The organism is Butyribacter sp. (assembly GCF_056818865.1).
Genome location: NZ_DBLYGC010000010.1, coordinates 70084 through 85418, shown reverse-complemented (window position 1 = coordinate 85418; position 15335 = coordinate 70084). Strand labels below are relative to the sequence as shown.

Sequence of the window (15335 nt, the reverse complement as noted above, 5' to 3'; positions counted from 1 at the left end):
AAAACTGCAAAAAGACCGGGGAGACCGAGAAGAAAAACAACTGACAAGCCAGCAACAGTAAGAAAGACTGCGGCAAGGAGCACAAAGAAAAAAGAAGATGCTCCACTTGGAAAAGGACTTAAGATTATACCACTCGGCGGATTAGAACAGATAGGTATGAACATCACGGCATTTGAATATGAGGACAGCATAGTTGTTGTAGATTGCGGTTTGTCATTTCCGGAGGACGAGATGCTTGGAATAGACCTTGTTATACCGGACATTACTTATCTTAAGGAAAATATCGACAAAGTTAAGGGATTCGTGATAACACATGGTCATGAGGATCATATAGGTGCACTGCCATATGTATTAAAAGAGATAAACGTACCTGTTTATGCGACAAAGCTTACAATGGGTCTTATCGACAATAAATTAAAAGAGCATGTACTTCCAAAACCGGTTAAGAGAAAAGTTGTGAAATACGGTCAGTCAATAAATCTCGGATGTTTCAGAATAGAATTTATCAGAACAAATCATAGTATTTCAGATGCGGCAGCACTTGCGATATATTCACCGGCAGGCATAGTTGTTCACACAGGTGATTTCAAGGTTGATTATACACCTGTAAACGGAGAGACTATTGACCTTCAGAGATTTGCCGAACTTGGAAAAAAAGGTGTGCTTGCGCTTATGTGTGACAGTACAAATGTCATGAAGCCGGGCTATACAATGTCAGAGAGAACCGTTGGCAAAACTTTTGACAATATATTTGCCGACAATGAAAAACACAGAATAATTGTTGCGACATTTGCATCAAATGTTGACAGAGTGCAGCAGATTATAAATTCAGCAGAAAAGTATGGAAGAAAAGTTGTAATTGAGGGACGAAGCATGGTAAATGTTATTACTACGGCTACAGAACTCGGTTATCTGGACGTTCCTAAAAATATAATAATAGAAATGGAACAGATGAAGAATTATCCGCCTGAAAAACTTGTGCTTATCACAACCGGAAGTCAGGGTGAGGCGATGGCGGCTCTTTCGAGAATGGCTGCAAATCTTCACAGAAAAGTTTCAATAGAACCAGGCGATACTGTAATCTTCAGTTCAAGACCGATTCCGGGAAATGAAAAAAATGTTTCAAAGGTCATAAATGAACTTGCACAGAAAGGTGCAAAAGTTATTGTGCAGGATACACATGTATCAGGTCATGCTTCTCAGGAAGAGATAAAACTTATATATTCTCTTACAAGACCAAAATATGCGATACCTGTACATGGTGAATATCAGCATTTGAAAGCACATGCTGAACTTGCGCAGGGAATGGGTATACCTAAAGAAAATACAATAGTATTGTCATCAGGTGATGTACTTGAACTTACACAGGAGAGAGCTACACTTATCGGCAAGGTTCAGGCTCAGGGCATAATGGTAGATGGTCTTGGAGTCGGGGATGTAGGAAATATTGTACTTAGAGACAGACAGCATCTTTCTGAAAATGGTCTTATTATAATTGTACTTACACTTGAAAAATATACTAACCAGCTTCTTGCAGGTCCTGATATTGTTTCAAGGGGATTTGTTTATGTAAGAGAATCAGAGTACCTTATGGATGAGGCAAAGAGTATAGTTTATGCAGCTCTTGAAAGATGTCTTGACAATAAGGTTTCTGATTGGAGCAAGATAAAGACTGAAATAAAAGACAGTCTCAGTGATTATCTCTGGAAGAAAATGAAACGTAATCCTATGATTTTACCTATTATCATGGAAGTTGAGTAATTATGGCTTAGTTCTATATATGGCTGTACAGAGGGGAGCGGGATAATGAAAGAAATTGATGATGCATTAAATGCACTGATAAATGTTATAAAATCGACAAAAGAATATAATCAGTATCAGACACTTTTGAAAAAAGTAAAAAATGAACCGGAATTATATGGAAGAATATGTGATTACAGAAGAAAAAGTCTCGCTCTGCAGCTTTCGGATAATGAGAATTTTATTCAGGAAAATAACAATCTTCAGAATGAATTTGCTGACTTACTGAATATTGGTCTTTCAAATGAATATTTTGCGGCTGAACATCAGTATTGTGTGATGATACGAAAAATTCAGGAGTGTTATTTGGAGGAAATCAGTATTGAAACTGATTTTCTGGAGGGATAGATATGAGTGGTTCCCGAAGTGCAGGACAGGCATTAAATTTTTTCCGCAGAGGTATTCTTCTTCTGGTCAATGTTTTAGTATCTGTTTTAATTATTTTTATGATGTTTCATGCATGCAAAATTTGTTATGATATTTGTTATGAAATTTATGGTCCGGTTGTTGTAGAAAAAGCACCGGGAACTGATATACGGTTTTCAATTTCAAAAGACGAGTCAATGTACAAGGTGGCAAAAGAATTATATGATGACGGATTGATTGTAAACAGATATTCATTTTATATAAGAACCATGCTTATGGACAGAGATGAAATGAAATTGAAACCGGGAGATTATATATTAAATACAAGTATGGATTATGAAGAAATACTTGATATGCTTACAAAAAGCGATTGAAAAGAGAGGTATTTGTTTTGATTATTGATGAGAGGTTGTCAACATATATTGATTCAATATCCTGGAGCATACCTGAATATTTAAAAGAGGTTGAGAAAGAGGCTTTGGCAGACGGTGTACCTATAATAAGACGCCCCATGCAGTCGCTTATTTCATTTCTTTTGACAGTAAAAAAACCGAAGGCAGTATTAGAGATAGGTACTGCAGTCGGTTTTTCAAGTATGTTGATGAGTGAATATGTATCAGATAATACGATTATAGATACTATAGAGAAAGTTCCGATACGCATAAAATGTGCTAAAGAAAATTTTGCCAGATATGAAAAGACAGAAAGAATAAATCTTTTTGAAGGTGATGCGGCAGATGTTTTAAAAGAACTTGCGGCGGCAGGGAATAAATATGATTTTATTTTTATGGATGCAGCCAAGGGACAGTATCTTAATTTTTTGGAACCTGTTATTGAAATGATTGCCGAGGACGGTCTTTTGGTGACTGATAATGTTTTACAGGATGGGGATATTATACAGTCAAGATATGCGATAACAAAGCGTGACAGGACAATTCATGGCAGAATGAGAGAATATTTATATTTTCTGACTCATTCTGAAAGGTTTAAAACTGTTGTGCTGCCGGTCGGAGACGGTGCGGCATTGTCACAGGTTGTACCTGGTAGTATCAGTAATAACGATTAGAAATCAGAAAAAGAAATGAAAAATTTAAAATAACAATGCAAAGAGATAAAATAGGAGGAAATTATGTTAGCAAATGGAAAACCGGAATTACTTGTGCCTGCAAGTAGTCTTGATGTTTTGAAAGTTGCCGTTATGTATGGTGCAGACGCAGTTTATATCGGTGGGGAGTTATATGGACTTAGAGCGAAAGCAAAAAACTTTTCAAATGAAGATATTAAAAAAGGAATAGAGTTTGCACACAAATATGGAAAGAGAGTATTTGTAACTGCGAATATTACAGCACACAACAGGGATCTTGAGGGCGTCAGAAAATATTTTGAGGAATTAAAAGAGATTAAGCCGGATGCGCTGATAATATCTGATCCAGGTGTGTTTACAATAGCAAAAGAAGTATGTCCTGAAATTGAAATTCATGTAAGTACACAGGCAAATAATGTAAATTATGCAACATATCTTTTCTGGCAGAGACAGGGGGCAAAAAGAGTTGTTTCAGCGAGAGAACTCTCGGTTGCTGAGATTAAGGACATAAGAGCGAATATTCCTGATGACCTTGAGATAGAGACATTTGTACACGGTGCAATGTGTATTTCATATTCAGGCAGATGTCTGCTCAGCAATTATTTTACGGGAAGAGATGCAAATCTTGGAGCATGTACACATCCATGCAGATGGAAGTATCATATTGTTGAGGAAAGCAGACCGGGCGAGTATCTTCCTATCGAAGAAAATGAGAGAGGAACATACATTTTTAATTCAAAGGATTTGTGTATGATAGAGCATATACCTGACCTTGTAGATGCGGGTATAGACAGCTTTAAGATAGAGGGTCGAATGAAAACGGCACTTTATGTGGCAGATGTGGCAAGAACTTATCGTCAGGCGATTGATGATTATTTCGAGTCACCAAAGCTTTATGAGTCAAAAAAAGATTATTATATGGAAGAAATCTCAAAGTGTACGTACAGACAGTTCACAACGGGATTTTTCTATGGACCGACTACTCATGAGACACAGATTTATGACAACAACACATATGTGAGAGGATATGTTTTCCTTGGAATTATCAGGGAAGTTGATGAGGAAGGTTATGCACTTATAGAACAGAAAAATAAATTCTGCGTGGGTGATGAGATAGAGATAATGAAGCCATCGGGAGAGAATGTGACGGTTAAAGTTCTTGACATGAAAAATGAAAAGGGTGAAAAAGTTGAGAGCTGTCCTCATCCGGGAGAACTTGTGAAAATACTTCTCAGTGAAACACCGGATGTTATGAATCTGATAAGAGTTAAGGAAGAGAATAAATAATATGCTACAAGGGTCAAAATACTTTTTGCCCTCAACATCAATAATATAGAGTATGGAGGTTTCTGAATGACAGTACAGGAAAAATATTTAAAGATTGTAGACGAAGTGATTGAAAAAGGACCGTATAAGCCGGACTGGGTATCTTTGTCTGAGTACGAAGCACCGAAGTGGTTCAGAGATGCCAAGTTTGGGATATTTATCCATTGGGGATTGTTTAGTGTTCCGGCTTTCAACAATGAATGGTATTCAAGAAATATGTACATTCAGGACATGGAAGAATGGAAACATCACAGAGAGACTTTTGGCGAGCATACTAAGTTTGGATATAAGGATTTTATACCGATGTTTACTGCACCGAAATTTAATCCGAAAGAGTGGGTTAAATTGTTTAAAAAAGCGGGGGCAAAATATGTTATGCCTGTAGCTGAGCACCACGACGGATTTCAGATGTATGACAGTGAGATAAGTGAGTGGACAAGCGTAAAAAAAGCCATGAAAAGAGATGTACTCGGTGAACTCAAAGAAGCAATTCAGGATGAGGGTCTTGTTTTTTGTGAGTCTAATCATCGTGTTGAGCATGCTTTCTTTATGGGACATGGCTGTGAGTTTGAGAGTGATATAAAGCAGCCTATGAAACTCGGTGATTTCTATTGGCCGGCAATGCCCGAACCTGACAATCAGGATCTTTTCAGTCCTGCACCTCCGAAGGAATTTCTTGAGGACTGGCTTGCAAGAAACTGTGAACTTGTTGAAAAATATAAGCCGTCAATGGTTTATTTTGACTGGTGGATACAGCACGATTCCGTAAAGGAATATTTAAAGAAATTTGCGGCATATTATTATAACCGTGCCAATGAGTGGGGCATGAAAGTTGGCATATCATATAAACATGATGCCATGATGCTTGGAACGGGAATACTCGACATGGAGCGAGGTCATTTCTCGGAGGCAAAACCATTTTACTGGCAGGCAGACACATCTATGGCATTTAATTCATGGTGTTATACTGAGCAGAACAGATTTAAGAAATCAAGTGACATACTTCAGGATTTGGTTGATATTGTCAGCAAGAATGGCTGTCTTTTGTTAAATGTCGGACCAAAAGCTGACGGTACGATATGCGACGAAGAGATAAATATAATGGAAGAAATCGGAGAGTGGATGGATGTAAATGGAGAGGCAATCTACGGTACACATCCTTGGAGAGTTCAGGAAGAGGGAAGTACGGAAGTTGTAGAAGGAATGTTCTCAGAAGAGGGAAGAAAAGATTTCACATCTGAGGATATACGATTTACATGTAAGGCAGATTGCATTTACATAATACCTATGAAGCAGAATGGTGAAGATATAATCGTTAAGAGCATGGGAGAAAACAGCAAAGATTTTCATGGCATTATTGAGGAATTTAAGGCACTCGGTTATGATGAACAGCCGGAGTTTATCAGAGAAGATGACAGAATGATAATAAAAGCACCGTTTGTAAAGAGCGACAAGCCTGTTGTGTACAGAATGAGACTTAAATAGGTATAAGAATGTGTGACTATATAAAATCAAAAAATGTTTATATAACTTATAATCATGATATTTATAAAACATAAATATATAAGAATAGGGACATCAATAAAATGATGTCCCTTAATTAATGCTTTATTATAATCTTGTCAAAAAATCAAAAAAATTAAAATAAAAATATATCTATAAAAATAAGAATGAATCCATGCTTCGATTATAACAAATGTAAAGGTAAATTAGCCAACCTTTACAACATTTGAAGCCTGTGGTCCTTTTTCTCCGTTTACAACGTCAAATTCCACTTCTTCACCTTCGTCAAGAACTTTGAAACCATCCATCTGAAGTGCTGAATAATGTACGAATACATCCTTACCTGTCTCGTCTGAAATGAAACCAAAACCTTTTTTTGCGTTAAACCACTTAACTGTACCCTTCATTGTACTGCCTCCTAAAACTTTAAAAAATATTTATGCCCAAAATGGCATGCCATAGGGCTGATATGGTGTCTATGTAACCACCAACACAATTAAATCTATCATATAAAATGTTCAGTGTCAACGCATTTTTGTGGCGGAATACTTTCTTTTATCACCATATGGCAGTGTGTAAAATCAGGAATTATTTGCTATGTCTGCGGCAAGTTCTTCGAGGTACATCCACCTGTCCATTTTGTAGTCAAGTTTTTGTGAGAGCTCCTCTTTTTTTAATGATAACTCTCCAAGTTTTACAAAGTCATTTGCGGCTTTTAACATGGCATTGTCGGTTTCCTTAATCTCCTGTTCAAGGGCAGCAATGTCTGCTTCTATAGTCTCAAACTCTTTTTCTTCCTTGTAAGACATTTTTTTCTTTTTAACCTGACCGTCTTTCCAGTTGTCTTTTGTCACTTTTGATTTGCCCGAATTGTTTTCGGGATTTTCACTACAGTTATTGTCAGTGCTTTCTGATAAAGCTAAACCTGCATCGGTAACATCAAGTTTGTGGGTTGTGTGGTTCAGATAGTCTGTGTAGCCGCCCTCATATTGATTTATGGTACTGTTTTCAAAACAGAATATTCTTGATACAACCCTGTCAAGGAAATAGCGGTCATGGGAAACCGTTATAACAATGCCGTCAAACGAATCAAGATAATCTTCCAGTCGTGTGAGAGTGGCAATGTCAAGGTCGTTTGTCGGCTCGTCGAGAATAAGGATATTCGGTGCTTCCATAAGTATTCTCAGAAGATAAAGACGTCTTTTTTCACCGCCTGAAAGTTTGCCGACAATTGAGTATTGCTGGTCTGGTGGAAATAAAAATCTCTCCAACATTACGGAAGCGGATATGGTGCCGTCTTTCGTATGGATAAATTCACCGCCCTCTCTTACATAATCGATAACTCTCAAAGAGTCATCCATGGCTTCGTTTTCCTGTGAGAAATAACCTATTTTTACGGTTTGTCCTATCGTAACCTGGCCTGAATCAGGCTTTGTTTTTCCTGTTATTATGTTCATCAGAGTTGATTTGCCGCAGCCATTTGGTCCGATAATACCCACTCTGTCATTTCTTAAAAAGAAATATGTAAAGTCATTGATAACAGGTATTCCATCAAATGATTTTGAAATGTTTTCAAGTTCGATTGTCGTTTTGCCGAGTCTTGACGATGCAGAGCTTATTTCAATAGTACTGTCTGTAACAGGAGATTTCATATCACGGAGAGTCTCGTATCTTTGTATATGTGCTTTTTGTTTTGTGGAACGTGCTCTGGCACCACGCATCATCCACGCAATTTCAGTGCGGAGTAAACTCTGTCTCTTTCGCTCTGTTGCGTTTGCAATTTCTTCTCTTTGAGCTTTTCTTTCCAAAAATCCCAGATAATTACAATCGTAGCTGTATAATTTACCCTTATCAATCTCAACGATTCTGTTTACGACACTGTCAAGAAAATATCTGTCATGAGTAATCATTATGAGAGCTCCGCGGTATTTTTTCAGATAGTCTTCAAGCCATTCATTCATTGCACTGTCAAGATGGTTTGTCGGCTCGTCGAGAATAAGGATGTCAGCCGGAGTGAGAAGTGTACGGATGAGAGCAATTCTTTTTCTCTGACCGCCCGAAAGTTCATTTATAGGCTGGCTGTGATTTTTAAACCCAAGTTTGTTCATCATGTTTTTTGCCTGAGGTTCATAATTTGCAGGAGAGTCTGAAATATCTTTTTGGAGTGGAAGCGCTGCTTCAAGAGCAGAGATATTTTGAGAAAACTCAGGTTTTTGTGAAAGATAACCTATTCGTAAATTTCTTCCCATAATAATTTTTCCGTTGTCGGGTTCGACTGTTCCGGCTAGAATTTTTAGTAAGGTTGATTTGCCTGTGCCGTTAATACCGATAATACCGACCTTTTCATTTTCATTCAAACTAAATGAAGTATCATCAAGCAAAAGTCTTTCCGTATATGAATGAGTAAGATGTTCTGCCGTAATTAGATTCATACTGATTTCCTCTTTTCTCAATTTATAATGTATGCCTTTGCTGTTGCAAAGCAACATTTAATAAGTTATAATTATAATTAGGTGTGAATAAGTATAGCCTATTACAAAAGGCAAAGCAACCATTATTTTTGGAGGCATATGGTTATGGATGAAAAGGGTTTGGCGTATAAGCGTCAGGTAAATTATTATGAAACAGACAAGATGGGGATAGTTCATCACTCGAATTATATCAGATTTTTTGAAGAGGCAAGGATAGACTTTCTCGATAAAATCGGACTGAATTATAAAAAGATTGAAGACATGGGATTGATTATGCCTGTTCTAGGCGTTGAATGTAAGTACATTAAGCCGCTTCATTTCAGTGAGGATTTTTATGTAAATTCAAGGGTTGCAAAATATAATGGAATGAAGCTGACTGTAGAATATGAGATTTATAATAGGGACGAAGAACTGGTTACAACAGGCAGAAGTGAGCATTGTCTGCTTGACAAAGATTTGAAGCCTGTGAATATAAAGAGAAATTATCCGGATATATATAACAAATTAAAAGAATTGGTTGAAGATAGATAGAAAAATATTATTTATATTATTTTCAAGGAAATGAGGATTGTGATGAAGAAAAAACTGATAACGGCATTACTTACAAGTGTTGTAATGCTTGCGGCGATGGGGATATTTGTATGGAAGATGAGTGGTATTTCAGACAAATTGAGCAGTGAGGATAAAGCGAAGATTGAGGAAGAAAAGGATCTTCTTGAAAATCAAAGCGGAAAAGCTATAGATAATATGAATCCGATAGATATTAAAAATTTATATCTTTCAGGTAAAAGAAAAAATGTTGTTACCATAAATTATAAATCACCAAAAGATGTTTATAATCAGGCAAAGTCGGCGAGAGCGGAAGAGACGCTTACAAACATAAAAAAGAAAGTAAAAGAATATACTCCGGATGATGCACTGTGGGCATACAACCCATACGGTACAAATTATTGTTCGATGTATGTATATTTTAATACAGACGGAAATTGTTATTGTAAATATACAATTTCAGTTAAAGATAAGAAAATTCCAGATTTTACAAGAACATTGATAGCAGACGGTTCAGGAAATATTGCAACGGAACATGAATATCAGCTTATAGGTCTTGTACCCGGAATGAAAAATTATATAACACTGAAATTGTATAATAAACAGGACAAGTTATCAAAACAGCTGGTGTACAGTGTAGATATTCCTAAGAGCAGCACAGGCATGCAGACAAGACTTTCTGTTATAAACGGAAGAAGCAAGCAGGAGATAAGCAACGGTCTTTATACGGTCTTTGGAAAAGGAAGAACCGTGAACAAAAAGTCTGTTAAAGTTATTACAAAGAAGATAAACAAAAACGGAAAAAAGACAACTAAAATAATAAAAAAGACCGTAAACAGGAAAATAAAAAAATATGCAATTGCGATGTATGACAATTCAGGCGTGTTAAGAAGTGAGATGCCGCTTGACGGTCATATGGCAAAGAACATGCAGGTGATATATGACGGCATTGTTTATCCGTGTGCAGACAATAAATTTGCAATGGTAAATTCGCTTGGACAGGTTACTAAAGTTTATTCGGTAAACGGATACAGGCAGGATGGAGAATTTGCATACGACGGTTTTGGAAATATTTATTTCATAGCTACCGCACTTGGAAGAAAGGCTACGAGAAACAGCAAGATAATGGGACTTGAATTGGAAACGGGCAATGTAAGTCTAAAGCTTGACTTTGATTCATTGCTTTCAGAAATATATAATAAATCCGGCAAAAAGACAAACTGGATTGATATAAATTCCGTTCAGGTATGCGGAACAAACAAACTTATAATAGGTTCAAAATCTCTGTCAAGTATTTTTAAGGTAAGTAATGTTGGAAGTATTATTCCGAAACTTGATTATATTATTGCAGATAAAGAGATATGGAAAAAATGTAAAAAACTTAAGAAAAAGGTATTGAAAAAATACTCAAAAGAGGAAGAAGAACAGGCAGATGCTGAGGCAACAGAGGAACCTGACAGCATAGATGCTATACTCAATGAGGGAAAGAAAAAGCCTGATCCGTTCAGGTCACAGTATAATCAGAATGCGCTTACTTGCAATTCGTCAGGTAATGTTATCACGATGTTAAACAACAATTCAGGAAAATATGCGAAAAGAGCAAACAACAATTCATATTACTATCAGTTTAAAGTAAATGAGAGTGCAAAAAATTATCGTGTTACTGCCAAAAAAGCTTTTGAAAAAACATCTGATTATGGAAACATAATTAAAGACAAAAATCTGTACATATATTGTTGCAGCAGCAAAAACAAATTTATGGAAACAGATGCGACAGGAAAGCTTATAAAGAGCTTTAAAACAAGTGATGGTGCTTACAGAGTTTACAAAAATGACTGGAAGAATTTTTGGTTTTATTAAGAGCTAAAATCGTTGACCTGTTACCTGAAAAGTTGTATAATCACATTAACAAATCTATTTAGAGTTTTGTATAATATTTTAATGTTTATTTAACTAACTATATTTTTAAGGAGGAAGTAAGAGTATGAAATTTTTCGTAGACACAGCAAAGATTGAGGACATTAAAAAAGCAAATGATATGGGTGTTATCTGTGGTGTAACAACAAACCCATCACTTATTGCAAAAGAGGGCGGAAAGAGCCAGGAAGAAGTTTTAAAGGAAATTGCAGAAATCGTTGACGGTCCTATAAGCGGAGAAGTTAAGGCGACAACAGTTGATGCAGAGGGAATGATTGAAGAAGGAAGAGAAATCGCTAAACTTCATAAGAACATGATTGTTAAAATTCCTATGACAGTAGAAGGACTTAAGGCAACAAAAGTTCTTTCAAGCGAAGGAATCAAATGTAATGTAACACTTATTTTCTCGGCAAATCAGGCACTTCTTGCAGCAAGAGCAGGTGCAGCTTATGTTTCACCATTCCTTGGACGTCTTGATGATATTTCAACACCGGGAATTGATCTTATTCAGAGTATTGCAGATATTTTTGCAAACTATCCTGAAATTAAGACAGAAATTATCGCAGCAAGTGTTCGTAATCCAATTCATGTAACAGATTGTGCACTTGCAGGTGCCGATATAGCAACAGTTCCTTACAACGTAATTGAGCAGATGACAAAACATCCGCTTACAGACAAGGGAATCGAGAAATTCCAGAAGGACTACATAGCTGTCTTTGGAGAGTAGAGGCTGAGAAAAGTTTTTTGACAGCATAGCGAACAAAAAAATTGGAATTTGAAAGTAAAAATAATAAAATCAGAAAGGAAGATATCATGGATATTTTAGCTTTAAAGAAAACTGCAAATGAAGTCCGCAAAGGTATTGTTACAGCAGTGCACAGCGCAAAATCCGGACATCCGGGCGGCTCTTTATCTGCAGCAGATCTCTTAACATATTTATACTTTGAGGAGATGAATATTGACCCTAAGGATCCTAAAAAAGCAGACAGAGATCGTTTTGTATTATCAAAAGGTCATATCGCACCGGGATTATATTCAACACTTGCACAGAGAGGATATTTCCCGGTTGAGGATTTAAAGACTCTTCGTCATGTTGGTTCTTATCTTCAGGGACATCCTGATATGAAGCACATTCCTGGAGTAGATATGTCAAGCGGTTCACTCGGACAGGGTGTATCGGCAGCAGTAGGTATGGCACTTTCTGCTAAACTTGACAATGCTTCATACAGAGTATATACACTTCTTGGTGATGGTGAGATTCAGGAAGGTCAGGTTTGGGAGGCAGCTATGTTTGCTGGAGCAAGAAAACTTGACAATCTTGTTGTTATCGTTGACAACAACGGTCTCCAGATTGATGGAAAGATTGAGGATGTTTGTTCACCATATCCTATTACAGATAAGTTTAAGGCATTCAATTTCAATGTTATTGAGATTGATGCACACGATTTTGAGCAGATTGCAGATGCATTCAAGAAGGCAAGAGAAACTAAAGGAATGCCTACAGCTATCGTTATGAAGAGTGTGAAAGGTAAAGGTGTATCTTTCATGGAGAATAATGCAAGCTGGCATGGTACAGCTCCAAATGATGAGCAGTACGCACAGGCAATGGCTGACCTTGACAAAATCGGTGAGAGCTTGAAATAAGCGGATAGGAGGAAAAAATGGCAGACGTAAAGAAAATTGCTACAAGAGAAAGCTATGGTAATGCTTTGACAGAACTTGCAGAGCAGTATCCAAATCTTGTTGTACTTGATGCTGATTTAGCAGCAGCAACAAAAACAGGTATCTTCAAGAAAGCTTATCCTGAAAGACATATAGATTGTGGTATCGCTGAGTGTAATATGATGGGTATTGCAGCAGGACTTGCAACAACAGGAAAAATTCCGTTTGTAAGTTCATTTGCAATGTTTGCAGCAGGACGTGCCTTTGAGCAGGTACGCAACTCAGTAGGATATCCAAAACTCAATGTAAAGATTGGTGCTACACATGCAGGTATATCAGTAGGTGAAGACGGTGCTACACACCAGTGTTGTGAAGATTTAGCACTTATGCGTACAATACCGGGAATGGTAGTAATGAACCCTTCAGATGATGTAGAGGCAAAGGCAGCAGTTAAAGCTGCACTTGACCATGAAGGTCCTGTATATATCCGTTTCGGAAGACTTGCCGTACCTGTTATAAACGACAGACCGGATTACAAGTTTGAACTTGGCAAAGGTGTTGTTCTTCGTGAAGGAAAGGATGTTACACTTGTTGCGACAGGACTTGAAGTTTCTGAGACGCTTGAGGCAGCAGAGAAGCTTGCGGCAGACGGAATAGATGCAAAAGTTATCAATATTCATACTATTAAACCTCTTGATGAGGAACTTATCGTTGCAGCAGCAAAAGAGACAGGAAAAGTTGTTACTATAGAGGAACACTCAGTTATCGGTGGACTTGGAAGTGCAGTATGTGATTGTCTCAGCGAGAAAGCTCCTACAAAGGTTCTCAAGATTGGTGTAAATGATACTTACGGAGAGTCCGGTCCGGCTGTAGAACTTATAAAGAAATACGGACTTGACAGTGAGGGAATTTACGCAAAGGTTAAGGCTTTTATGGCTTAATTAGCTGAACTAAAAGCGTGGGATATTTCTTGATTAAAGTCAGGAAGATTAGAAATTAGAAATGAATATATACACTCTCAAAGTGAGAAATCGAAAGAGTATTGCTTTGGGAGTGTTTTTTTGAAAAAGGAGTATAAAATGAAATCGAAAACAACAAGAAAATTGGCTATGGCAGGGGTATTTACTGCGCTTGCGGTTGTTGGAAGTATGCTCAGTGTGCCTATTGCATCAAGCAAATGCGCACCTGTCCAGCACATGATAAACATTTTATCGGCTGTCCTTTTGGGACCGGGTTACAGTGTAGGTATAGCATTCGTGGCAAGCCTTCTTAGAAATATTTTAGGACTTGGAAGCTTCTTAGCATTTCCGGGAAGTATGGTTGGTGCTTTATGCTGCGGACTTGTTTATAAGTATACAAAAAAAGTTTTTCCGACATGTTTTGCAGAGGCATTTGGAACGGGAATTCTTGGTGGCATCGCTGCATATCCGGTAGCAAAATATGCGATGGGAGTTCCTGATATAGGTGTATTTGTGTATGTTTTACCATTTCTTATATCAACAGTAGCAGGAAGTGTTCTTGCATTTATACTTGTGGCTGCACTTAAGAAAAGTGGCGTGACAGAGTTTTTTGAAAATTAAAGGTAAAAGCGGTAGAAAAATATAAATCATTGTGGTGATAAAATTTTCACCCTCAGAATTTATATTTCACATAAATTTGCAAGATTTAAAAAGGTGTAAGTGTGTAGATGTGTAGAAGTGGTTTACATCTCATAAAAGATTATTTGAGAATGAGGATTTTGTATGTTAATAGATAGGAAAAGTAGTAAAATAAAATATGCAAATAACAATGTCAAAAATGACATTGTAAAAAAATATATCGGATATATAAAAAATACAGCACCGAATGTACATTGTCTTACAAATGTTGTGACAATGCAGGATGTAGCCAACATGTTACTTGCAGCAGGCGGCAGTGCAATAATGGCACAGGACATAAAGGAAGTTGATGAAATTACGCAGATTACTTCGGCAACACTTTTAAATATGGGTGTTCCGTCTGATGAGAAGATAGCAGCATATATTGCTGCAGGCAAAACAGCAAACAGACTTGGTCATCCGGTTGTGTTTGACCCTGTTGGTGTTGGGGCAAGTAAGTACAGGAAAAATTGTGCAAATGAAATACTTACAAATGTAACACCAGATATAATACGGTGCAATCAGGAAGAGGCAAAAGTATTACTGGGACTAAATAGTGAAATCGTGTCAAATGGAGTTGAAAGCAGTATAAAGTTAACAGAGAGTGAGCAGGAAAAAACTGCTATAGCCCTTGCAAATAAATTTGATACAATAGCTTTCATCAGTGGCAGGCTTGATACGATTTCAGATGGAAATATTGTTTTGAAGATAGACGGCGGTGACAGCAGAATGAGAAGAGTAAGCGGTACGGGATGTATGTTGTCTGCTTTGTGTGCATTGTGTGCGGCAGGCATGTATGCTGCCTCGAAAACGGAAAAAAATGTAAGCTATGTAGCAGATGATGAAAATTCTATTATTAATGAAAAATATTTTTATGCCGCTTATTCGGCAGGAAAAGTTTGGAAAGAAACAGCGAAGAGCACAGGAGTTTTAGCCGATATAAATGGTGAGGGGATAGGGACATATCACAGCATGTTGTTTGATGAACTGGAGAAGATGATGGCAAAATGTTAGATAAGT

General features: G+C 37.2%; 15 protein-coding genes. 13 read left to right on the top strand and 2 right to left on the bottom strand.

Annotated elements, in window-relative coordinates:
* Positions 1 to 123: 123 nt before the first annotated feature.
* From ACZLXV_RS06280 to ACZLXV_RS06255, 6 genes are all read left to right on the top strand, one after another.
* Positions 124 to 1761 (top strand): ribonuclease J, encoded by a 1638-nt coding sequence (locus ACZLXV_RS06280; RefSeq protein ID WP_367335873.1) that lies wholly within the window; start codon positions 124 to 126, stop codon positions 1759 to 1761.
* Positions 1762 to 1806: 45 nt separating this feature from the next.
* Entirely contained in the window at positions 1807 to 2148 is a 342-nt protein-coding gene (locus ACZLXV_RS06275) for a YlbF/YmcA family competence regulator (RefSeq protein WP_022224811.1), read from the top strand.
* Between the two features lie 2 nt (positions 2149 to 2150).
* A complete protein-coding gene (locus ACZLXV_RS06270; RefSeq protein ID WP_482382836.1) occupies positions 2151 to 2540 on the top strand; it encodes a hypothetical protein in 390 nt (129 codons plus the stop codon).
* Between the two features lie 17 nt (positions 2541 to 2557).
* On the top strand, positions 2558 to 3232 hold the full coding sequence (locus ACZLXV_RS06265) for an O-methyltransferase (protein ID WP_482382835.1): 675 nt from the start codon (positions 2558 to 2560) through the stop codon (positions 3230 to 3232).
* 63 nt (positions 3233 to 3295) lie between these two features.
* Positions 3296 to 4537 (top strand): peptidase U32 family protein, encoded by a 1242-nt coding sequence (locus ACZLXV_RS06260; RefSeq protein ID WP_367335863.1) that lies wholly within the window; start codon positions 3296 to 3298, stop codon positions 4535 to 4537.
* 66 nt (positions 4538 to 4603) lie between these two features.
* Entirely contained in the window at positions 4604 to 6061 is a 1458-nt protein-coding gene (locus ACZLXV_RS06255) for an alpha-L-fucosidase (RefSeq protein ID WP_482382834.1), read from the top strand.
* Positions 6062 to 6285: 224 nt separating this feature from the next.
* On the opposite strand, the gene ACZLXV_RS06250 is transcribed toward ACZLXV_RS06255, so the two are convergent.
* The gene (locus ACZLXV_RS06250) at positions 6286 to 6486 is read right to left on the bottom strand and encodes a cold shock domain-containing protein (RefSeq protein WP_022224806.1); all 201 of its coding nucleotides are present in this window, start codon (positions 6484 to 6486) and stop codon (positions 6286 to 6288) included.
* 174 nt (positions 6487 to 6660) lie between these two features.
* Positions 6661 to 8511: an ABC-F family ATP-binding cassette domain-containing protein gene (locus ACZLXV_RS06245; RefSeq protein ID WP_022224805.1), complete on the bottom strand. Its 1851-nt coding sequence runs from the start codon at positions 8509 to 8511 to the stop codon at positions 6661 to 6663.
* Between the two features lie 144 nt (positions 8512 to 8655).
* Between ACZLXV_RS06245 and ACZLXV_RS06240 the strand changes: the two genes are divergently transcribed.
* The 7 genes from ACZLXV_RS06240 to thiM all read left to right on the top strand — a co-directional run bounded on the left by ACZLXV_RS06240 (position 8656) and on the right by thiM (position 15329).
* Complete coding sequence (locus tag ACZLXV_RS06240; protein ID WP_367335861.1) at positions 8656 to 9081, top strand: acyl-CoA thioesterase; 426 nt, start codon at positions 8656 to 8658, stop codon at positions 9079 to 9081.
* 42 nt (positions 9082 to 9123) lie between these two features.
* Positions 9124 to 10959: an aryl-sulfate sulfotransferase N-terminal domain-containing protein gene (locus tag ACZLXV_RS06235; protein ID WP_482382833.1), complete on the top strand. Its 1836-nt coding sequence runs from the start codon at positions 9124 to 9126 to the stop codon at positions 10957 to 10959.
* Positions 10960 to 11083: 124 nt separating this feature from the next.
* Entirely contained in the window at positions 11084 to 11743 is a 660-nt protein-coding gene (gene fsa, locus ACZLXV_RS06230; RefSeq protein ID WP_482382832.1) for a fructose-6-phosphate aldolase, read from the top strand.
* An 86-nt stretch (positions 11744 to 11829) separates the two neighbouring features.
* A complete protein-coding gene (locus ACZLXV_RS06225) occupies positions 11830 to 12660 on the top strand; it encodes a transketolase (protein ID WP_022224801.1) in 831 nt (276 codons plus the stop codon).
* 17 nt (positions 12661 to 12677) lie between these two features.
* Positions 12678 to 13619 carry a transketolase family protein gene (locus tag ACZLXV_RS06220; protein ID WP_022224800.1) on the top strand — a complete coding sequence of 314 codons (942 nt, stop codon included), beginning with the start codon at positions 12678 to 12680 and terminating at the stop codon, positions 13617 to 13619.
* Positions 13620 to 13757: 138 nt separating this feature from the next.
* Positions 13758 to 14258, top strand: a complete 501-nt coding sequence (gene thiW / locus ACZLXV_RS06215; RefSeq protein WP_482382831.1) for an energy coupling factor transporter S component ThiW — start codon at positions 13758 to 13760, stop codon at positions 14256 to 14258.
* Between the two features lie 162 nt (positions 14259 to 14420).
* Positions 14421 to 15329 (top strand): hydroxyethylthiazole kinase, encoded by a 909-nt coding sequence (thiM, locus tag ACZLXV_RS06210; RefSeq protein ID WP_482382830.1) that lies wholly within the window; start codon positions 14421 to 14423, stop codon positions 15327 to 15329.
* Positions 15330 to 15335: the final 6 nt, after the last annotated feature.

Excerpts from the sequence above, each read along its gene's own strand:
- ACZLXV_RS06240 (WP_367335861.1), top strand. The coding sequence starts at position 8,656 with ATGGATGAAAAGGGTTTGGCGTATAAGCGTCAGGTAAATTATTATGAA.
- thiW (WP_482382831.1), top strand. The coding sequence starts at position 13,758 with ATGAAATCGAAAACAACAAGAAAATTGGCTATGGCAGGGGTATTTACT.
- fsa (WP_482382832.1), top strand. The coding sequence starts at position 11,084 with ATGAAATTTTTCGTAGACACAGCAAAGATTGAGGACATTAAAAAAGCA.
- ACZLXV_RS06235 (WP_482382833.1), top strand. The coding sequence starts at position 9,124 with ATGAAGAAAAAACTGATAACGGCATTACTTACAAGTGTTGTAATGCTT.
- ACZLXV_RS06225 (WP_022224801.1), top strand. The coding sequence starts at position 11,830 with ATGGATATTTTAGCTTTAAAGAAAACTGCAAATGAAGTCCGCAAAGGT.
- ACZLXV_RS06255 (WP_482382834.1), top strand. The coding sequence starts at position 4,604 with ATGACAGTACAGGAAAAATATTTAAAGATTGTAGACGAAGTGATTGAA.
- thiM (WP_482382830.1), top strand. The coding sequence starts at position 14,421 with ATGTTAATAGATAGGAAAAGTAGTAAAATAAAATATGCAAATAACAAT.
- ACZLXV_RS06275 (WP_022224811.1), top strand. The coding sequence starts at position 1,807 with ATGAAAGAAATTGATGATGCATTAAATGCACTGATAAATGTTATAAAA.
- ACZLXV_RS06220 (WP_022224800.1), top strand. The coding sequence starts at position 12,678 with ATGGCAGACGTAAAGAAAATTGCTACAAGAGAAAGCTATGGTAATGCT.
- ACZLXV_RS06270 (WP_482382836.1), top strand. The coding sequence starts at position 2,151 with ATGAGTGGTTCCCGAAGTGCAGGACAGGCATTAAATTTTTTCCGCAGA.
- ACZLXV_RS06245 (WP_022224805.1), bottom strand. The coding sequence starts at position 8,511 with ATGAATCTAATTACGGCAGAACATCTTACTCATTCATATACGGAAAGA.
- ACZLXV_RS06250 (WP_022224806.1), bottom strand. The coding sequence starts at position 6,486 with ATGAAGGGTACAGTTAAGTGGTTTAACGCAAAAAAAGGTTTTGGTTTC.
- ACZLXV_RS06260 (WP_367335863.1), top strand. The coding sequence starts at position 3,296 with ATGTTAGCAAATGGAAAACCGGAATTACTTGTGCCTGCAAGTAGTCTT.